Origin of the sequence: Streptomyces sp. enrichment culture (genome assembly GCF_964272855.1) — a bacterium.
Classification (GTDB): domain Bacteria; phylum Actinomycetota; class Actinomycetes; order Streptomycetales; family Streptomycetaceae; genus Streptomyces.
The window spans coordinates 8982628-8999583 of record NZ_OZ186847.1 but is presented as its reverse complement, the minus strand read 5'-3'; the positions used below and the strand labels follow the sequence as shown (position 1 = coordinate 8999583).

General features: G+C 69.8%; 15 protein-coding genes and 1 pseudogene. 7 read left to right on the top strand and 9 right to left on the bottom strand.

The window, feature by feature from the left end; genetic code table 11:
• The first annotated feature begins 521 nt into the window (after positions 1–521).
• The 5 genes from ACSU6L_RS40590 (at position 522) to ACSU6L_RS40570 (ending at position 5797) form a co-directional block, all read left to right on the top strand.
• Positions 522–1160, top strand: coding sequence for a hypothetical protein (locus tag ACSU6L_RS40590; protein ID WP_437064700.1), 639 nt, complete (start codon positions 522–524; stop codon positions 1158–1160).
• Between the two features lie 37 nt (positions 1161–1197).
• Positions 1198–3870 carry a Helicase associated domain protein gene (locus tag ACSU6L_RS40585; protein ID WP_437064699.1) on the top strand — a complete coding sequence of 891 codons (2673 nt, stop codon included), beginning with the start codon at positions 1198–1200 and terminating at the stop codon, positions 3868–3870.
• Between the two features lie 291 nt (positions 3871–4161).
• The gene (locus tag ACSU6L_RS40580; protein WP_437064697.1) at positions 4162–5007 is read left to right on the top strand and encodes an RNA polymerase sigma factor; all 846 of its coding nucleotides are present in this window, start codon (positions 4162–4164) and stop codon (positions 5005–5007) included.
• Between the two features lie 2 nt (positions 5008–5009).
• On the top strand, positions 5010–5210 hold the full coding sequence (locus tag ACSU6L_RS40575) for a hypothetical protein (RefSeq protein WP_203232971.1): 201 nt from the start codon (positions 5010–5012) through the stop codon (positions 5208–5210).
• A gap of 365 nt (positions 5211–5575) precedes the next feature.
• Positions 5576–5797 (top strand): hypothetical protein, encoded by a 222-nt coding sequence (locus tag ACSU6L_RS40570; protein ID WP_437064695.1) that lies wholly within the window; start codon positions 5576–5578, stop codon positions 5795–5797.
• Positions 5798–6040: 243 nt separating this feature from the next.
• On the opposite strand, the gene tpg (ACSU6L_RS40565) is transcribed toward ACSU6L_RS40570, so the two are convergent.
• From tpg (ACSU6L_RS40565) to ACSU6L_RS40550, 4 genes are all read right to left on the bottom strand, one after another.
• A complete protein-coding gene (gene tpg / locus ACSU6L_RS40565) occupies positions 6041–6598 on the bottom strand; it encodes a telomere-protecting terminal protein Tpg (RefSeq protein WP_437064693.1) in 558 nt (185 codons plus the stop codon).
• A 10-nt stretch (positions 6599–6608) separates the two neighbouring features.
• A complete protein-coding gene (locus ACSU6L_RS40560; RefSeq protein ID WP_437064692.1) occupies positions 6609–6737 on the bottom strand; it encodes a hypothetical protein in 129 nt (42 codons plus the stop codon).
• An 11-nt stretch (positions 6738–6748) separates the two neighbouring features.
• Entirely contained in the window at positions 6749–8827 is a 2079-nt protein-coding gene (tap, locus tag ACSU6L_RS40555; RefSeq protein ID WP_437064690.1) for a telomere-associated protein Tap, read from the bottom strand.
• A gap of 138 nt (positions 8828–8965) precedes the next feature.
• Complete coding sequence (locus ACSU6L_RS40550) at positions 8966–9322, bottom strand: hypothetical protein (protein ID WP_437064688.1); 357 nt, start codon at positions 9320–9322, stop codon at positions 8966–8968.
• Between the two features lie 272 nt (positions 9323–9594).
• Between ACSU6L_RS40550 and tpg (ACSU6L_RS40545) the strand changes: the two genes are divergently transcribed.
• On the top strand, positions 9595–10149 hold the full coding sequence (gene tpg / locus ACSU6L_RS40545) for a telomere-protecting terminal protein Tpg (protein ID WP_437064686.1): 555 nt from the start codon (positions 9595–9597) through the stop codon (positions 10147–10149).
• Between the two features lie 19 nt (positions 10150–10168).
• Here tpg (ACSU6L_RS40545) and ACSU6L_RS40540 read toward each other — a convergent pair whose 3' ends face one another.
• The 4 genes from ACSU6L_RS40540 to ACSU6L_RS40525 all read right to left on the bottom strand — a co-directional run bounded on the left by ACSU6L_RS40540 (position 10169) and on the right by ACSU6L_RS40525 (position 15252).
• Positions 10169–11017 carry a hypothetical protein gene (locus ACSU6L_RS40540; RefSeq protein ID WP_437064685.1) on the bottom strand — a complete coding sequence of 283 codons (849 nt, stop codon included), beginning with the start codon at positions 11015–11017 and terminating at the stop codon, positions 10169–10171.
• A 273-nt stretch (positions 11018–11290) separates the two neighbouring features.
• Positions 11291–12034 (bottom strand): AAA family ATPase, encoded by a 744-nt coding sequence (locus ACSU6L_RS40535; RefSeq protein WP_437064683.1) that lies wholly within the window; start codon positions 12032–12034, stop codon positions 11291–11293.
• Entirely contained in the window at positions 12031–13722 is a 1692-nt protein-coding gene (locus ACSU6L_RS40530) for a Mu transposase C-terminal domain-containing protein (RefSeq protein ID WP_437065236.1), read from the bottom strand. The genes ACSU6L_RS40535 and ACSU6L_RS40530 overlap by 4 nt, the downstream gene beginning before the upstream one ends.
• 189 nt (positions 13723–13911) lie before the next feature.
• The gene (locus ACSU6L_RS40525; protein WP_437064682.1) at positions 13912–15252 is read right to left on the bottom strand and encodes an AAA family ATPase; all 1341 of its coding nucleotides are present in this window, start codon (positions 15250–15252) and stop codon (positions 13912–13914) included.
• 237 nt (positions 15253–15489) lie between these two features.
• On the opposite strand from ACSU6L_RS40525, the pseudogene ACSU6L_RS40520 reads away from it, so the two are divergent.
• Positions 15490–16281 (top strand): annotated as a pseudogene (locus tag ACSU6L_RS40520) (helicase associated domain-containing protein); the annotation flags it as partial.
• Between the two features lie 47 nt (positions 16282–16328).
• On the opposite strand, the gene ACSU6L_RS40515 reads toward ACSU6L_RS40520, so the two are convergent.
• Positions 16329–16907, bottom strand: coding sequence for a DUF6262 family protein (locus ACSU6L_RS40515; RefSeq protein WP_437064680.1), 579 nt, complete (start codon positions 16905–16907; stop codon positions 16329–16331).
• Positions 16908–16956: the final 49 nt, after the last annotated feature.

Sequence of the window (16956 nt, the reverse complement as noted above, 5' to 3'; positions counted from 1 at the left end):
CCGCGGAGCGGGTACCACATCGCTGCGCGATGTGCAAGCGCAGCGGTCGCTGCGCTCCCGCTGGCCCTCGCGATGCGAGGGCGGTCCCCTTCGCTGCGCTCCAGGGACGGATGGGGCCGGCCGCTGCGCGCCCGGCTGGCCGCGCATCGCGCGGCCGTGGCTGGCGGGATGTCAGGTGCGGTTAGTGGGGCTTCCAGTAAGGGAGTTGGGGAGTGCTTCGCACTCCCGGGCGGGTTCCGCTGCGCTCCCCCGCCTGACGGTCCTTCCGGCTGCGCCTCCAGAACCTTGGGGCCCGCTGTCGCGGGCCGGGCTGGCTACGAGGGGTGGGGGTCGCTCGTTCGTGTGGGTTCCAGTTTACTGCGTGCATCAGGTTGATGCAGCATGTACCGTTGGCGGAAACACGAGACACCCCCCAACCACCCGGTAAACTCCCCGGGCTCCGAGAGGAACGACCGTAGATGACCGGTCACCATGAATCTACCGGACCCGATCCCGCGCTGAGCAGCGATTCTGTGCGCCGGGTGACGCAGTACCAGACTGCGGGCGTTAACGCCCGGTTGAAGGTGTTCGCGCTCCTGGAGGCGCAGGGCGTACCCGCGAGCGAGGCGGACGACCTGGTGGCCGCGCTGGAGGCCGGGGCGGTCGCCGGGGCGGTCGCCGGGGCGCAGTGCCAGGTGGTGGAGCTGGGCGTCATGGCGCCGGCCTCTCGGGGTCCGCTGTTCTCGGACGGCTGGGATGACGGCGTGACGGCCGTGAGCGAGGCCTTGGTGGGCATCGCGGACCGGGAGTGGTCGCGGCGTGGCGGCCGGTCGACCGGGGCCGCTGAACTGGCCATACATATCGCGGACGTGAGGCAGCGTGAGCGGGCCGACCTGGTGCGGCTGGAGAGGTTCGCCAGGGAGAACGTGCTGCCTCGCACGCACCCGCACACCACGGCGCGGCGCCGGGTGCTGGAGGCGCTGGGCGAGGCCGGCGGTCTGTGCACGGCCCGGACGCGGAACGCGGACGGAGACGTCATTGTCTGCACGCTCGATGCCGGGCACTACGACCCGGACGACAAGCCGCCGTTCAAGGACGGAAAGCCGGGCGGCTGGCACAAGGCGGATGCGTCGATCTGGAACGACTTGGGCGCGGCCTTCATTCCGCACGCGGCCCTCTGAAAAGACCACAGACATTCATGCTCGGGGAGACATGGAAATGTCAGCGATTCAGCTCAAGGAACACCAGGTAGATCAGCGGTCCGCGTTTCGCAGGTGGGTGGGATTCCCTGCAAGGTCATCTGTGCCCCCGCAGGGTGCCCGGGGCACGATCGTGTCAGCGACCGGTTCGGGCAAGACGATCACGGCCGCCGCGTGCGCGCTGGAGTCGTTCGCGGACGGCCGGATCCTCGTGACCGTGCCCACCCTGGACCTGCTCGCGCAGACCGCCCAGGCGTGGCGCCTGGTGGGCCACCGGGCGCCGATGGTCGCGGTGTGCTCGCTGGAGAACGACCCGGTGCTGAAGGAGCTGGGCGTGCGGACCACCACCAACCCGATCCAGCTCGCCCTGTGGGCCGGGTCCGGGCCGGTGGTTGTGTTCGCCACGTACGCCTCCCTGGTGGACCGCGAGGACATCGACGCACCCGAGGGCCAGCGGAAGGTTCGCGGGCCGCTGGAGGCCGCCCTGGCGGGCGGAGACCGGTTGTACGGCCAGCGCATGGCCCCGTTCGACCTCGCGATCGTGGATGAGGCACACGGAACCGCTGGTGATCTTGGTCGCCCGTGGGCGGCTATCCACGACAACCAGCGGATCCCTGCGGACTTCCGGCTATACCTGACCGCGACCCCGCGCATCCTCGCCGCGGCCCGCCCGCAGAAGGGCGCGGAGGGCCAGGAGGCGGAGATCGCGACCATGGCCGATGACCCGGAGGGCACCTACGGCGCGTGGCTCGCCGAGCTCGGACTGTCGGAGGCGATCGAGCGGGAGATCCTCGCCGGGTTCGAGATCGACGTCCTGGAGATCCGTGATCCCTCCCCCGTCGTCGGGGAGTCAGAGGAAGCCCGGCGCGGCCGGCGTCTGGCGCTCCTGCAGACTGCGCTCCTGGAGCACGCCGCCGCGTACAACCTGCGTACGGTCATGACGTTCCACCAGAAGGTGGAGGAGGCTGCCGCGTTCGCGGAGAAGCTCCCGGAGACGGCTGCCGAGCTGTACGTCAACGACGCGTCCGACGACGACCTGGCCGCCGCCGACAAGCTGCCGAAGTCCTCCATCGACGCGGAGTTCTACGAACTCGAGGCCGGCCGCCACGTCCCGCCGGACCGAGTGTGGTCGACGTGGCTGTGCGGCGACCACCTCGTGACCGAGCGGCGCGAGGTCATCAGGCAGTTCGCCAACGGCATCGACGCCGCCGGGCGCCGGGTCCACCGGGCCTTCCTCGCCAGCGTTCGAGTGCTCGGTGAAGGCGTCGACATCACCGGCGAGCGGGGAGTCGAGGCCGTGTGCTTCGCGGACACCCGCGGCTCGCAGGTGGAGATCGTGCAGAACATCGGCCGCGCGCTCCGGCTCAACAAGGACGGCAGCACGAAGGTGGCCAGGATCATCGTGCCGGTGTTCCTGGAGCCCAGCGAGGACCCCACCGACATGGTCGCCAGCGCCTCTTTCCGCCCCCTTGTAGCGGTCCTCCAGGGCCTGCGCTCGCATGATGAGCGCCTGGTCGAGCAGCTCGCCTCCCGCGCCCTCACCCACGGCAAGCGCACAGTCCACCTCCAGCGCGATGAGGACGGGCGGATCGTCGGGGCCGGCGGAGAGGGCGACGGCGAGGACCAGGAGCAGGACGACACCGACGCCGCTGCCGAGTCCGCCCTGCTCCACTTCTCCAGCCCGCGTGACGCGGCGACCATCGCGGCTTTCCTGCGCACCCGGGTCTACCGGCCGGAGTCGCTGGTGTGGCTGGAGGGCTACCAGGCCCTGATCCGCTGGCGGAAGGAGAACGAGATCACCGGCGTCTACGCCGTCCCCTACGACGTCGAGGTCGAGGTCGGGGCGACGAAGGCGTTTCCGCTTGGGCGGTGGGTGCACCAGCAGCGCAAGGCCCTGCGGGCCGGGGAGCTGGAGGACCGGCGCAAGGTCCTCCTGGACGCGCCGGAGGCCGGGATGGTCTGGGAGCCCGGCGAGGAGGCGTGGGAGGCCAAGCTGGCCGCGCTGCGGTCGTACCGGCGGCCCACCGGGCACCTCGCGCCGCGTCAGGACGCGGTGTGGGGCGAGGGCGAGGCGATGGTGCCCATCGGGCAGCACATGGCCAACCTCCGGCGCAAGGGCACGAAGAACGGCCTGGGCAAAGACCCGGAGCGGGCCGCCGTGCGCGCGGCACAGCTGACGGAGATCGACCCGGACTGGGACTGCCCGTGGCCGCTGGACTGGCAGCGGCACTACCGCGTCCTGGCGGACCTGGTCGACGCCGACGGCCAGCTGCCCGACATCGCACCCGGCGTGCTGATGGACGGCGACGACATCGGCAAGTGGCTCCAGCAGCAGACCCAGCCGACCATCTGGGCGCGGCTCCTGCCCGAACAGCAGGAGCGGCTGACCGCGCTGGGCGTCAAGCCGCTTGAGGAGCCCTCAGCCGCCCAGGCAACCGGGCGCGCGGCGAAGCGCCCGAGCAAGGCGCAGCAGGCGTTCCAGCGGGGCCTGGCGGCCCTCGCGCAGTGGGTAGAGCGGGAGGGCGCGCGACCTGTACCGCGCGGCCACGCTGAAGAGATCGCGGTCGACGGCGAGACGGACCCGGTGATCGTGAAACTGGGCGTATGGGTCTCGAACACCAAATCGAGGCGGGACAAACTCACCCAGGACCAGCTGAACGCGCTGCGGGAGCTCGGCATGCAGTGGGTGTGAACACGCCGGCTGATCGTCAAAGCACGGTCCTGATCCCTGGTACAGGGTGAGGGCCTGCGCTCGTCCAGTCAATGCCGGGTGCGAGATTTCGACTGCGGGTCCGTGGAGCATTTGCGGGCCCGCAGATTGCTTTTGAGCCTCGCGAAAAAAATATTTCAGCTGGCGTGTCACGTTCGCCAACTTCCCCTGCACATAAGCCCGTACAACAAGCGATCTGCTTCGCAGCTCATTCGCGCGACTTGAAGAAGTTGCCGGGGGTCGGGGGCAGACCACGACGAGGGGGCTTATGCCATGGGTGTGGATGCAGAGATCGTCGAGACCATCGACGCGGTGCTGGGCGGGGGAGGTACGGCGCGAATCGAGCAGGACGCCGCGCGAATCGAGGAGCTGGCCTGCGGTGGGTTCGAGGGGCTGGCCTACGAGGTGTTCGAGATCGAGCTGTACCGGGAGGCCGAGCCGATCCTGCTCGGCATGCTCCGCAAGGGCACGCTGGCCCGGCTCACCCTGAAGCAGTGCAAGAGCCGCGGCTGGAAGTTCTTCGTCCACGAGGACGACATGCTGCTGCTGCGTAGCAGCAGTGTGGAGCGGGACGTCATCATGGTCGACGTGCTCGCCGAGGCGATGCGCAAGTTCCGCCGCGACCTGCAGAGCGGGCGGGGCTGGACGGCGGACTACAACGGACCGCGCGGCGCCTGCAGCCTGATGTCGTACTTCATCGGCCAGTGCGTGTGGGTCTTCCGGCGCGCGTATGTGAGGTGGGCCAGGCAGCGGGTCAGCTGGGCGCGGCTGCACGCCGTGTACGACTTCACGGAGGATGCCGCGAACGATGCCGGTATCGGCGGGCTGCTGCGGGCCACCAGCTACGAGATCGAGTCGGAAGTGTTCAGCACGGACTTCGAGGACATCCTCGAGGAGCAGGCGCCGGAGACGCAGGCGGTCGTGCGCCTGACGGTCATGGGTTTCCCGGACTCCGAGATCGCCGAGCGGCTGAAGCTCACCAGCGCCACCGTCCGCAAGCGGAGGTCGCGGTTCAGGACGGCCCTGTACCAGGCGGCCCGCGAGCGCCGGATCTGGATCCCGGAGGAGCTGCACACGAAGGCCGTCTCCCGCGGGCACCAGCAGCGGGGTGCGGTGTGAGCGTGCAGAACCTCCTGATCCTTCTTCTGGCTCTGGTTGCCCTCGCGGCTGTCTCCGCCGTCGCAGGTCTAATCGGCTACAGCGTCTCCCGCGAGGGGGGTTCGTCGGTCTCCACGGCCATCGGTCGCGGCGGCTTCGTGTTCTTCAGCGTCATGACGCTGTTCATCGCGCTGCTGGCCGTGCTGGTCCCGGCCGTGACGTGAGGCAGGGGTACATCGGGCCGACCGGACCCCCGGCCGGCCCGGGGCCCCACCACACAGTCCGACCGGCGCGTCCATTGTGACTGAGCGCTTCACCCCTGGCGGATGAGCGGTTGAGTTGGCGAACTGAGCACCTGCGTGTGGGGACGCCTGGCAAGCCGAAGCACTCAGTCACACATTGTTGAGCAGGTGTTCCTGCTTCTCAGACCCTTTGTGGATCTCCTGGGCGAGGACGCCGTCCTCTTCGCTACTGCGGCCCGTACTCCGGTGTCGGCGGCGTCCGCGACCGCGATCGCCTCCCAACTCGCCTCGGCCTGCCCGGGTTACGCCGTCAAGCTGGAGCAGCGCCCTGGCTACACTCCGACTTCATGACAACGATCTACACGACCCAGGAGTGGAAAGGCCACGGGAGGCAGAACTACTACTGGAACGAGTACAGGCGCGAAGGCGACACCGTCGTCAAGTACAAGTGCCACCGGCAGAAGTTCTTCGACGGCGATGAGAACACCTGGCAGAAGGACGAATCGCCCCAGGAGTCCTGGGGACTCGACGACCCGAGCATGCCCGACTGGCTGAGGCGGTATCTCTGATCATGCCCCTATACCTGTAGCCCTGGAACGCATCACCGCGTGCCTGCATGGCTGCTGACAGACCTCTCGGAGCCATGAAGCGGCGGTGGAGCCGTCGGCGGGCCTGTGGCGCCCGCGCCGGTACGGGCCGACGGCCGGGGGCGAAAACGCGCGCGGGTGCTCAGTTCGCCAACTCAACCACTCATCCGCCAAGTGAAGCGCTCAGTCACATCCATGTGGTCGACGGAGCTCGATGCTCGGGGGCTACAGCTCGAAGTCGAGGTGCTCGATATCGGTGAAGCGGACCTCTTCCAGGCTGCCAGCACGGCGGCCACCGTCCTGGAAGTACACCTCCTTGAGCGCTTCGGCGGCGATCTCCCGCAACTGCTGGTCGCTGGCGCCCCGCTCTTGGGCGTCAAAGAGGCGGGCGGCGTAGCGGGGCGGCAGGGCGACCGTCAGGTGCCGGATGCGGTCCTGGTCCGTCGACCCGATCGGCGCGGTGTAACCAAGGCGGGCGCGGGTGTCGATGACGATTCCGCCAATGGTCGCCGCCTTCTCGCGGGCCTTCGCCCGGATCTGCGGCTGCCAGCGGGCCCTCACCTCGCGCTCCAGCCGGGCGGCAAGGTCTGGGCGCGGATTCTTGATCTGGTCCTTCACGTACCGTTCTACGGTGCGCTGAGAGATCCGGAGCATCTGGGCAGCCGCCTTGGTGCCCTTGAGCTGCTTGACCAGGTACCGCATCTGCGCGGGCGCGCTCTTGGGCACCGGGCGGGTGAACGCCTTCTGCACCGCGGCGTCCAGGCCGTCCCTGAACATACTCATCGCGCTCCGCCTACTCCCCGGTGTCCCAGTCGGTCACGGTGCCGTCCTTGATGTACCGGGCGAGGTTGAGTTCCGGGGCGTTGAACTGCTCGCGGACACCCTCGCCCCACAGCACGCTCTGGGTGCCCTCGTGCTTCACCAGGCCCGGGTTCAGTCCGAGTTTGAAGCCGCCGGGCAGCGGCTTGCCGTCCCGGTAGGGCAGGAAATCCAGCGGCGACGGCCCGTCGGACGCGTAGACGGCGCAGTCCGAGAGGACGGCCACCGGGTACTGCCCGGTGAACGCGGCGTGCTTGACGATCTTGCGGTGCATGTTGATCCGGGTCCGGGAGATGACGGCGGCGCGTCCGGGCGCCAGGTGGGCCGGGCAAGGGCCCGCCACGGCTGGCCGGGCTTCCAGCCCTCCCCGCGCGGGCGCTCGCGCAGCTTGCCGATGCCGCCCTTCACGGTCGCCTTGATCGCGGACACCACGATCGCCAGCTGAGGGTCCCGCTGCCGGTAGCCGTCCATCGCCGCGAGAAAGTCGGCCGGCGGCATGTCGGCGTACACGCCGAGGTCGGCCATCGTGGCGAGGTAGGCATCGCGCAGCCGGTTGTACCAAGCGTCCAGGTAGCGGCCGTTGTCGTGGCGGACGTACGCCTCGATCGGGCAGACGTCGTAGCCGAGCTCCACCGCGTACGCCACGGTCGGTGTGGCGTACCAGGCCGGCCCCTGCGGGCGCTCGCCCTTCGGCGTGAACGGACTGGGCAGCAGCCCGGCGTCCAGCTGAGCCCATTTCTCCTTGGCCACCTTCACGCGGGACAGGTCGACGTGGCTGAGGTCGACCAGCCAGGAGCCGGGCAGTTTCGGATCGAAGACGGGGTTCTTGACGTGCGTCGGCGCTCCCAGGCCGACCGTGAGGCCGTTCGCGCCGGCGGCGAAGGCCATGTTTACGTCGATGCCCACCAGGTGGGGGCGCAGGCATTCGGCGTCGGTGAGCGGGCGTGCCCAGTCGTACGCCTCCTCCACCAGGACCTCGCCCGGGGTGCGCTGGTGGAAACGCGGCAGACCGGCGAGCAGCGGGTGCCCGTCCGGGGCCTCGCACGGCGCGCAGTCCACCGGATCCTTGCCCAGCGAGCCGGGGTTGTGCTCGGAATGCCGCTTGCCCGTCGCGTCCGGTTCGGAGGCACGGGTCGGCGGGTGCAGGGCGGTCATCAGCTCCAGACCGGTCACGGCAGTCGACCCGAGCGGCGTCATCACGCGGACCGCATACGTGCCCAGCAGCCGGGCCAGGTCCGCCGGCGGCAGCTGCCCGGTGTTGGCCCAGTGCCGGGTGTCCAGCGCGTCCCACGACGGGATGCACAACTGCACGCAAGAGCGCTCCGCGCCCTGCGCGGGGCGGTAGATCCTCGCCCACGGCCCGAACCCGCGCTTGGTCAGCTGCCAGTGGGCACGCGTCAGCTGCTTGATGACCTTGTGGCCCTCCGGCAGCCGCCCGGCCAGGCGCTCCTGCTGTGTGAGCGTGACGGGCAGGCCGTAGTACTCGCACGCGGCCTCGGTCAGCACGATCAGCGGGTCGGCGTCCTTGCCTGGCCCGGACAACTTCGGCTGACCGAGCCGTCCTTCGCCAAGCGTCCACTCCACCAGCGCGGGAAGCGACTTGGCAGGCACGTCCAGGACCAGGCCGCCGACGCAGTACGCCAGCACCTGGCCGTCGGCGACGTCGACGACCGCAAGCGGACCGTTCTCGAACCTCGTTTCCCTCCCGCCTGCCGGGTTGCCGGCGGGGGCTGCCTTCTTCGCGGCCGGAGCACGCGACGTCGGCCTCGTCGTGGTGGCCGGACCCGGTACAGCGGCAGGGCCGGCGGAGTGGCGTGCAATGGCCCTGCGAGCAGGCCCGGAGTCAGCGTGGGCCTGGGCCGGTTCAGCTGCCAATGGCGCAGGAGCGGCCGCCGCAGCGGCAGGCATTCCGGGGACCGGCGTGTCCTCAGCCGGCGCCGCAGCGTTGGGGTCGGCGGGGTAGAGCTGGGCGAGCTGCTTGAGCATGCGGGCGTACGCGTCGCGCTCCGGCGGCCGCGGCTCGGTCTTGCCGGCCTCCCAGCCGCTGACCGTCGCGCGCCGCACCTGCAGTGCGGCGGCCACCTCGTCCAGCGTCAGCCCGTGCGCCTGGCGCAGCCGCTTGCGCTCCGCCGGGGGCGGCAACGGGGAGCGGGACGCGATGAGCGCGTCGACCGCGTCGAACAGCTCGGACATGCAGCACCTCCAGCCCCGACCCTAGCGTGAAGCGCACATTTCGCGTACTAAAAGCGTACGGACTGCGTAAGGACGATTGCGCCGCCCGGGTTGTCGCAGGTGCCCCATCTCACCGAACTATGGGCGCACCCCAGCGTGTCAGGCGTCCCGGTACTGGTTCCGGGCAACACGGACGACGCGGCCAGCCTTGAGCAGACCGTCTATGTAGACGGAGACGCCGTTGCGGTTGGCTTGCTTGCCCGCGGCGGTCAAAGCATCCGCAATATCACCGAGAGACATGGGCTGAGGCGACGCCCTGAGGATCTTGACGATGGCATCCGCCTTGGTGAGGTCCTGAACGGCCGCCCCCGGCTCGGACACCGCTGCACTCAGCTTCTTGAAGGCGTCCCGCTTGGCTTTGAGTCCCTCGATATGAGCGCCGAGTCGGTCACGCTCGAGTTCGGCTTCACGGAGTTCGCGCTCGACGCTGGCGAGGTCCTCGCTGTAGGAGTTCATGAGGAGAAGACTATAGATACCTAGTAGGAGTTGGCTAGGTTTTCTTAAAGATGGACGCTGCTCGACCGGCTGGGTGCCGCGCGAACCCTACGGAGCGGCGATCAGGTTCAGTGAGACGAGCTCAGGCTCGAGATAGGACAGCAGGGCCGTTAGCCGAGGACCCGCAGGGATGTCTCGCGTACGCCGGAACTGGCCAAAGACAACGGGCGGGTGTGAAAGACCTGGGGGAGCAGACGGCCGCTGTGCGGCGGCAGAACGGCTCGGGGGCGGACATGGGGGAGATCGTCAAAGGGCTTGAGCGAGCGCTGATGAGCCGCCCGGTGCCTACTGGTGATGCCGCTGTGCGTTTCCTGCTCAGGGCGCAGAAGGGCTCCACGAAGAACGTGGCTGTCCTCCTGGGGATCTCCCAGCGCACCGTACAGAGGTGGGTCACGACCCGGCCGGGAATGCGTCGCCGTCCATGTGCTGTGCATGCGGGGTTGATCGATGAGGCCGTCAGGGCACGGTGGCAGCCCCTGGTGCGGGCCCGCCGACGGGCCCGGGCCGAGGCCGACGGATTTGTCTTCCACACCAGGGCGCGGTTCGGTTTCGCCGCTCCGGCAGGCTCGTCGGACGATCCGCGGGTACGGCTGATCACCCAGTACCTGTCGGGAGAAGTGGCCCGCGAGCTGTTCGCCGCCCGGGACGCCGGCGGGGGTGAGCAGCAGCAGATGGTGATCCTCGCCCGTGCTTTGGGGCATGCCTACTTCCGGGACGGAGGCCTGCGTGCCCATGGGCTCGGGATCGCCTTCACCGACGTGGAGTTCGCCGATTTCTCCATCGACTGACGTGCACGCGGGTTCGAGCTCAGAGCGAGGGCGGGACCTGGTGCCGTGTCAGCATCGTGTCGTAGCACTGGGCTTCCTTCCGTTCGCGCCAGTCCCACTGGATGCGGCCGACAGGGCCGGTGCGCTGACCGACAGGCGGCTGCGGCGGGCGGAGCCTGGCCGCCTCCGCCATGCGCAGCAGGTGGGTGCGGTCGTGGGGGCCGGCCAGCAGATGCTGGTCCTGGCCGGGTGCGAGCCGGGCGAAGGACACGGCGGCCTTCAAGAAGACGCGTGCCCACGGCGGCACCCGGTGTGAGGCGCAGCCGTCGGTGTAGCGGGCGCGGTCGTGCAGGGCCAGGGTGGCCGCGGTGTCGTCGTAGTCGCCGGGGCGGGCGGTGGCGAGCTGTTGGAAGGAGGCGCCGGTAAAGAGCGCGGCAGCGAGGGCGGCGGCCAAGCGGGGGTGGGCGGTCACGGTGGAGAGACGTCGGGCGACCTCCTGGACTGCCTGCTCGGTGAGGGGTGTCGGTGGCGGGCGGTGCCGGAAGGTGATCGGCGGCGGTACGCACGGAGCGGTACAGGGGGCGGGGCTGTCGTAGGAGACCAGGCGGTCCAGCGCGGGCAGGGTGAGCCACCGATCTGTCGGTCGGGCGGGCTCGTCCGCAGGCGGGTAAACGGCAGCGGTTGTGCCGTAGTAGTGGCGGCGGGCGGCCTGGAAGTCGGCGGTGATGACGTAGTCGGCCGTCTGCAGGGCCTGTTGCAGGGCGGCAGGCAGGTGAGGGCGGTGGCAGACCAGGGTCGGGTGGATACCGGTCAGGGCGCGCAGTTGCAGAAGGCGCATCGTGCGGCGGGCGGTGAGGCGGTGGGCGCGCAGGACGGTCAGCCGGTTCACGGGCAGGGCGTTGATCCAGGCGGTGGCGGCTTCCCAGGCGGGCTGGCGGCCGGCGGGGAAACGGCCCGGGAGCAGGGGCGGTTTGCCAGGGCGGCCAGAAGGTCGTGGGCGAGGCCGGTTTCGCTGGTGGTGCCCGGGCCGGGGTGCAGGGTGATCCGGCCGGACGGCGGATGGTGGGCGGCCAGGGCGCTGTGCGTGTGAACCGCGTCATCGCCCGGGTCGAGGACCACGGCGACGGACGGTGTCACGGCTGGCGGCATGGCGACGTGGTGGTCAGGCGAGGCGGCTGAAGGCCCAGCGCAGCAGCTCCTGATCCACACGGGGGCGCCCGGTGCGGGCCAGGGCGGTGCGAGTGTGCGCGGTCAACTGCGCCCAGGCACGGAAGTTGCCATGCGCGGCGTGCTGGTCGGCGAACGTGATGTCGTCGGGGTCGGCGTCGGCCCAGACCGGATGGAACAGCGGGATGGCCTCGAGGACCTCGCTGGGGGTGAGGCGGGTGAAGTGCTGCCAGATGAAGATGCGGGAGGACAGCATCGGCTCGCGGCGCAGCACGGTGTGGCAGCCCTCCCCGCCGACGAAGATGACCGCGAGCTGGGTGGCCGGTTCGTCCCACAGGTAGCGGAAGTACTCGAATGCCTCCCCGTTGAGCCACTGGGCCTCGTCCACGAGGAAGGTGCGGGGGCGTTCAGCCAGGGCGGTTTTCAGCAGGCGGTCGAATTCACTTGGATGGCGCGGCGGTTCACCGGCCAGGTCGAGCGCGGTGAACAGCTCGTAGCGCACCGCACGGGCAGTGGGACGGGCCCGGAAAGTGATCTTGCGGACGTCCTCGTGCGGTTCGAGTCCGCGCAGACAGATGTTGACGGCGAGCGTCTTACCGAAGCCGGCGCCGCCGTGGATGCACATCATGGCGCGGGCGGCGACGGTGTCGGCGATGTTCTCGCGGGCAGTGAGCAGAGCGCGGGTGGTGACCACGGACGCATCGGGCAGGTCGACGTACTGGTAGGTGGCCGCGGTCACGAGGCATCTCCGTCTTCAGCGTTCTGTGCAGTGGGTTCGAGTGGGCGGTCGGCAGCAGGTTCGGACGGGACGGGAGCAGGCCGGCCGGGCGTGGTCCGGGTGGCGAGGGAGGGCGGGGTGCGCCAGTCGGCTGGGGGCGCGGCGGGCGGGATGAGGTCCGGCAGCGCCAGCTTCGAGGCGTCGGTGTGCTCAACGGTGGCCAGTTCGTGCCCGGCTTGAGCGGAGGTGAGGGCTCCCAGCCGCTGAGCCGGCCCGGCCGTGGTGGCCGGGGCGAAGCGCTGTCGGCGCAGCGTCTCGGCAGCTTTCACCTCGGCGCGCAGACGTCGGGCACGTTCCGCCCGGGCCGTGCGCAGGGCCTCGAGTTGTTCGGGGGTGGCCGCGTCCGCAAGGTGCGCAGGCCCGAGATACCCGCCGCTCGCGTCACAGATGTCGATCTCGTGATCGTGGTGCGGCATATAGCGCACTGTGACGGTACGGCTGGCCTGGCCCGTCATCCATGGGGCAATGTAGGTGCGCCCGCGCCACCGCACGCCGTGGCTGGTCAGCTTCCGCGGGCGGCCGTCGTCCTCGAGGGTGAACGTCCACAGGTCGGCGGCGGGGACGTCCGTGACAGGAGTCGGATCGGCCTGCCATGCCTCAAGCGGCGTACGGCCGGACAGCGCCTGGGGCCGGTGCTCGGTGTTCCACCAGTCTGTCCAGGCCAGCACTTCCGCTGTGAAGTCCTGAAACGACATGGCACCGGACGTATCCGGCTTGCGGCCCGCGCCTTTGCGTCGCCGGCCGGAGCGGGGCTTGGCGGGGGTGAGGGTGTAGCCGGGCAGGGCCGCGAACAGCATCCGGTCGACAGCCCGGTTGAGATTTTCCACCGTGCCCTTGAGATGGGGGCTGTAGGCGGGAAGGTCCTTCACCGTCACGCCCATCGTGCCGAACGCGGCAGTTACGGTGGTCGACAGGAAGTCCTTGCCCCGGTCCACCCTCACCTGCTCCGGTGTCCCTCCCGCGGGGCCGTAGGGCTCCTCACGCAGCACAGCGGCGCGCAGCGCGACCAGCACGGAGGCGCGGGAAGGGACGCCAGGAGTGACCGCAGTGCCGGTGATGACTTTGGTGGCGGTGTCGATGAACCAGGTCACCCACGGGCGCACCAGGTCGCCGTCGGCATCGACCAGCAGCGGTGCCTGGACGTGATCGGCCTCCCACACGTGATTGCGCCAGGAGGCCGCCCGTTTGCCGAAGACGTCGTGCGCGCGTGCCGCGTCCGGTCCCTCGGCAAGACCGGCCCGCTCCCCCGCGGTGAGATCACGACGCACTGCGCGCAGGAACGTCGACAGCGACGGCACCGGGTCCAGCAGCGGCACCGCAGCCGGCGGGGCGCCCGCGGGAGAAGCCGCGGATTCCGACGCCGTCGTCGGCTGACCGTCACGGCCGCCGGTCTCGGCCCGGGCCACCAACTGGCGGTGGACCGCAGAAGCGTTGCCGTGCCAGTACGCCAACAGCACCCGGATCTCCCTGGTGATCTCGAACCGGTCACCGCTGCGTTCCCCGGGGCAGATCGCGGCCCGGGGCGACCGTGAGGCCTCAGCCAGCCACCGCCACACCGTCCGCTCCGACACCCCCAGGCACTCCCCGGCCAGGCGCACATGCTCCCGCGACAGCCGCCGCTCGACGCGCAGCGCCAGCAGACGACGCACCGCCGGCGCCCGCAACGCCGTCAAAGACACCTCCCCCAGAACACCAGCCGGATCCTGCGGCGGTGCCATCGGCTGCCCGTCCACGCCGTGCCCCTCCGTCCCTTCCACTTCCATGGAGAGCGCGTCTTCGTTCACCTCGTCGGAACAGATGAAGGCCCCGTACACGAGCCCTCCGAGCAGCCCGGACCGTCACGGGTAGGGGCCAAGACGCGCGCAGGCCTGCTCGATCAGCTCCCGGTCCACACGCCGTGCGGGGCCGCGCTCGCGGGCCGCGTAGACATGCGACGTGATCTTCGCCCACGTGCGGAAATTGCCGCGCGCCATCTGCTCGTCCGCCCGCGCAAGGTCGTCCGGGTCCGCCTGCGCCCACACGGGATGGAAAAGAGTCAGCGTCTGCGGCACTTGAGACGGATCAAGCCGGCCGACCTGATGCCAGGTCAGCACTCGCGAGCGCAACGCCGAAGCACGGGCGAGGGCCCGCTCGCTTCCAGCCCCACACAGCACCAGCGCCGCCGCACAGCCCGGCGCGTCCCACAACTGCCGCAGATAATCCATCAATGGCGGCGTCAGCCGCTGGGCGTCATCGATGAACAGCACACCCGGCTCGGCCAGCGCCCGCGTCAGAGCCTGGCTGGCCGGCCCGGCCCGGTGCGGCAGCGCCCCCGACGGCAGCCCGAGCGCTTCACACAGCGAGGCCCGCAGCTGCGGCAGACCGGGCGCCACGCCGGCCACCGCCCGCCACACCCGCACCCGGCCGGGCAGAAGATGCAACGACTGCTCGACGGCGACCGTCTTCCCCAGGCCCGTATCCCCGTACACACAGCACATCCCGCGGGCCGCGACCGTATGCCCCACAGCCTCCGCCACACCGGCCACCTGCCGTGTGGACACCAGCCGGGCCCCCGGCACGTACAACCGCACCCCGCCGCCCCGCACCCCCGCATCCGCGGCGCCCTCCGGCACCGGCACGTCGGCGGGCGGCCCGTCGACAACAAGCGGACCACCCGCCCCGTCCACCAAACCCAAATCCGCCAGTGCCCGGTCATACCGGCTCGGCTCCAGCCCCACCCTGGCCCCCGCCGGACGAGCCACTTCAAGAACCCGGCCCGCCCCCAGATCCCGCTTGATCACGCGGTGCAACGTCGGCAGCGAGGGCACACACTCCGCATCCCACTCCTCCAACGCCCCCTCTTGCTGGGCCCGGAGCATCCTGCGCCGCAACTCCGCTACGTTCCCACCCGCCTCAGCGAGGACCTCCCACAAGGCGTCGCTCAGCGAAAACCCGTCCTGCCGCGGCCGCGCCTCGACATGCCCCCGGCGTCCATCGGCCAGCCACCGCCACACCGTCCGCTCCGACACACCCGCCAGCTCCGCCGCGATCCGCACATGCAGCGCCGACAGCGTCCCCTCCCCATCCACCGCAAGAAGCCGCCGTACCACCACACCCCGCGCCAACGACGCACCCCCGGCCGGCACAACAGCAGCCGATCCCACCCCGGCCCCACCCGCCGAAACCCCCTGAACCGTCATACGGCCCAGCCCACCCGACCCCGCCAGCCCCTCACATAGGAACAGCGAAAGCCATGACAGCCAGCAACCAACCTGCTAGCCGCCCCACAACATCTGCTTGGTCACCCCATGACAGCAACCACAACCCCGCCCCACACCCCCTACCAGGACATCCACACCACGAGCCCGCTGACGCCCACCCGCTGCCACCCCACCGCCCAATCACAAACGTGGACGACATCGAAATGAGAAGTCGCAGAACTCGAACCGCGCCGCAAGAGGCTCCTCGACGCCGCCGAGGCGGGCATGGTCTGGGAACCCGGCGAAGAAGCCTGGGAGACAAAGCTGGCAGTCCTGCGCTCCTACCGGCGCACCACCGGACACCTCGCACCCCGCCAAGACGCGGTCTGGGGCGAAAGTAAGACCGAGGGCCTTGTGCCTATCGGGCAGCTTCTGGCGAACCTGCGTCGCAAGGGCGGCCTCGGCAAGAACCCCGAACGTGCGCAGACGCGGGCCGCGCAGCTGACGTCGATTGACCCGGACTGGAACTGCCCCTCACCACTGGACTGGCAGCGCCACTACCGCCACCTCGCCGACCTCGCGGAGGACGAGCCTGACGGGGTGCTGCCCGATATCCAACCCGGCGTGCTGATGGACGGCGACGACATCGGCCGGTGGTTGGAGCGGCAGAAGAACCCGGGCACCTGGAAACAGCTGTCCACCGAGCAGCAGCAACGGCTGACCAAGCTGGGCGTACAGCCCGCTGAGGCGGCCTCTCCCAAGCCGGCGGGCACGCGTGCGGCCAAGGGCCCGAGCAAGGCCCAGGCGGCGTTCCAACGAGGCCTGACCGCCCTGACGCAGTGGGTCGAACGGGAAGGCGTCCACCGGCCCGTACCGCGTGGTCATGCCGAGGAGATCGTGATCGACGGCGAAGCGGAGCCAGTGACCGTGAAGCTGGGTGTGTGGGTCTCCAACACCAAATCCAGGCGGGACAAGCTCACCCAGGACCAGCTCGACGCACTGCGGAAGCTGGGCATGGAATGGATCTGACGGTCCTCGGCCAGGGACCTCTCGTTTGGCATCGATCCGCGGCTGAGTCAGGGACGCGGGGGTGGTGTGGTGAGGTACGGCGCGAGTTGGGCTTCAAGATCTGCGATGCGTTTGTCCAGGAAGCGGTTGTTCCGGCGGGCGCTGGCCAGACGCTCTTGGAGGCGCTGGTTGTCCTGGGTGAGCTGTCGTACGTGCTGCTTCAGCGTGGTGTTCTCGGTAACGATGCGCTGAAGTGAGCCTTCGGGGAGATCGTGTTCGAGGTCGCGGATCTTGCCGAGGAGTTTTGCAATGCGGGTGCGCTGGGTGCGGATTTCGCGCTGGGTCTGGGTGAGTGCGTCTTCGGCATTGAGGGCGCGCTCCCTCCAGGCAGGATGTGTGCGGCTGCGGCTGCTGAAGGTGCCGGGTTGGGGTCTGCTTGTGCGGGTGACCTGCTCGATCAGGGCTCTGGCCTGCTGGTTTTGGTAGAGAGAGGTGCGTAAGACACGGGCGGTGCGGGCAAGGGCTGCGACGGTGACAGGGGTATGGTCGCGTGCCCTGGCCGCCAGGGCGGTCTGGAGGCGTTGAAGCATCTCTTGGGTGGCTTGGCGGCGGGCTCGGAGGGCCGCGTCGGTGCGGGAAGTGCTCATGTCTGCCTTGTGGCGTCGTCGGGGCCTGCAGTGATGCGAGATCGCGGGC

Bases quoted from the DNA above. Each gene is read 5' to 3' on its own strand.
- ACSU6L_RS40585 (WP_437064699.1), top strand. From the start codon at position 1,198: ATGTCAGCGATTCAGCTCAAGGAACACCAGGTAGATCAGCGGTCCGCG.
- ACSU6L_RS40580 (WP_437064697.1), top strand. From the start codon at position 4,162: ATGGGTGTGGATGCAGAGATCGTCGAGACCATCGACGCGGTGCTGGGC.
- ACSU6L_RS40570 (WP_437064695.1), top strand. From the start codon at position 5,576: ATGACAACGATCTACACGACCCAGGAGTGGAAAGGCCACGGGAGGCAG.
- tpg (WP_437064693.1), bottom strand. From the start codon at position 6,598: ATGAGTATGTTCAGGGACGGCCTGGACGCCGCGGTGCAGAAGGCGTTC.
- tap (WP_437064690.1), bottom strand. From the start codon at position 8,827: ATGTCCGAGCTGTTCGACGCGGTCGACGCGCTCATCGCGTCCCGCTCC.
- ACSU6L_RS40550 (WP_437064688.1), bottom strand. From the start codon at position 9,322: ATGAACTCCTACAGCGAGGACCTCGCCAGCGTCGAGCGCGAACTCCGT.
- tpg (WP_437064686.1), top strand. From the start codon at position 9,595: ATGGGGGAGATCGTCAAAGGGCTTGAGCGAGCGCTGATGAGCCGCCCG.
- ACSU6L_RS40525 (WP_437064682.1), bottom strand. From the start codon at position 15,252: ATGACGGTTCAGGGGGTTTCGGCGGGTGGGGCCGGGGTGGGATCGGCT.
- ACSU6L_RS40515 (WP_437064680.1), bottom strand. From the start codon at position 16,907: ATGAGCACTTCCCGCACCGACGCGGCCCTCCGAGCCCGCCGCCAAGCC.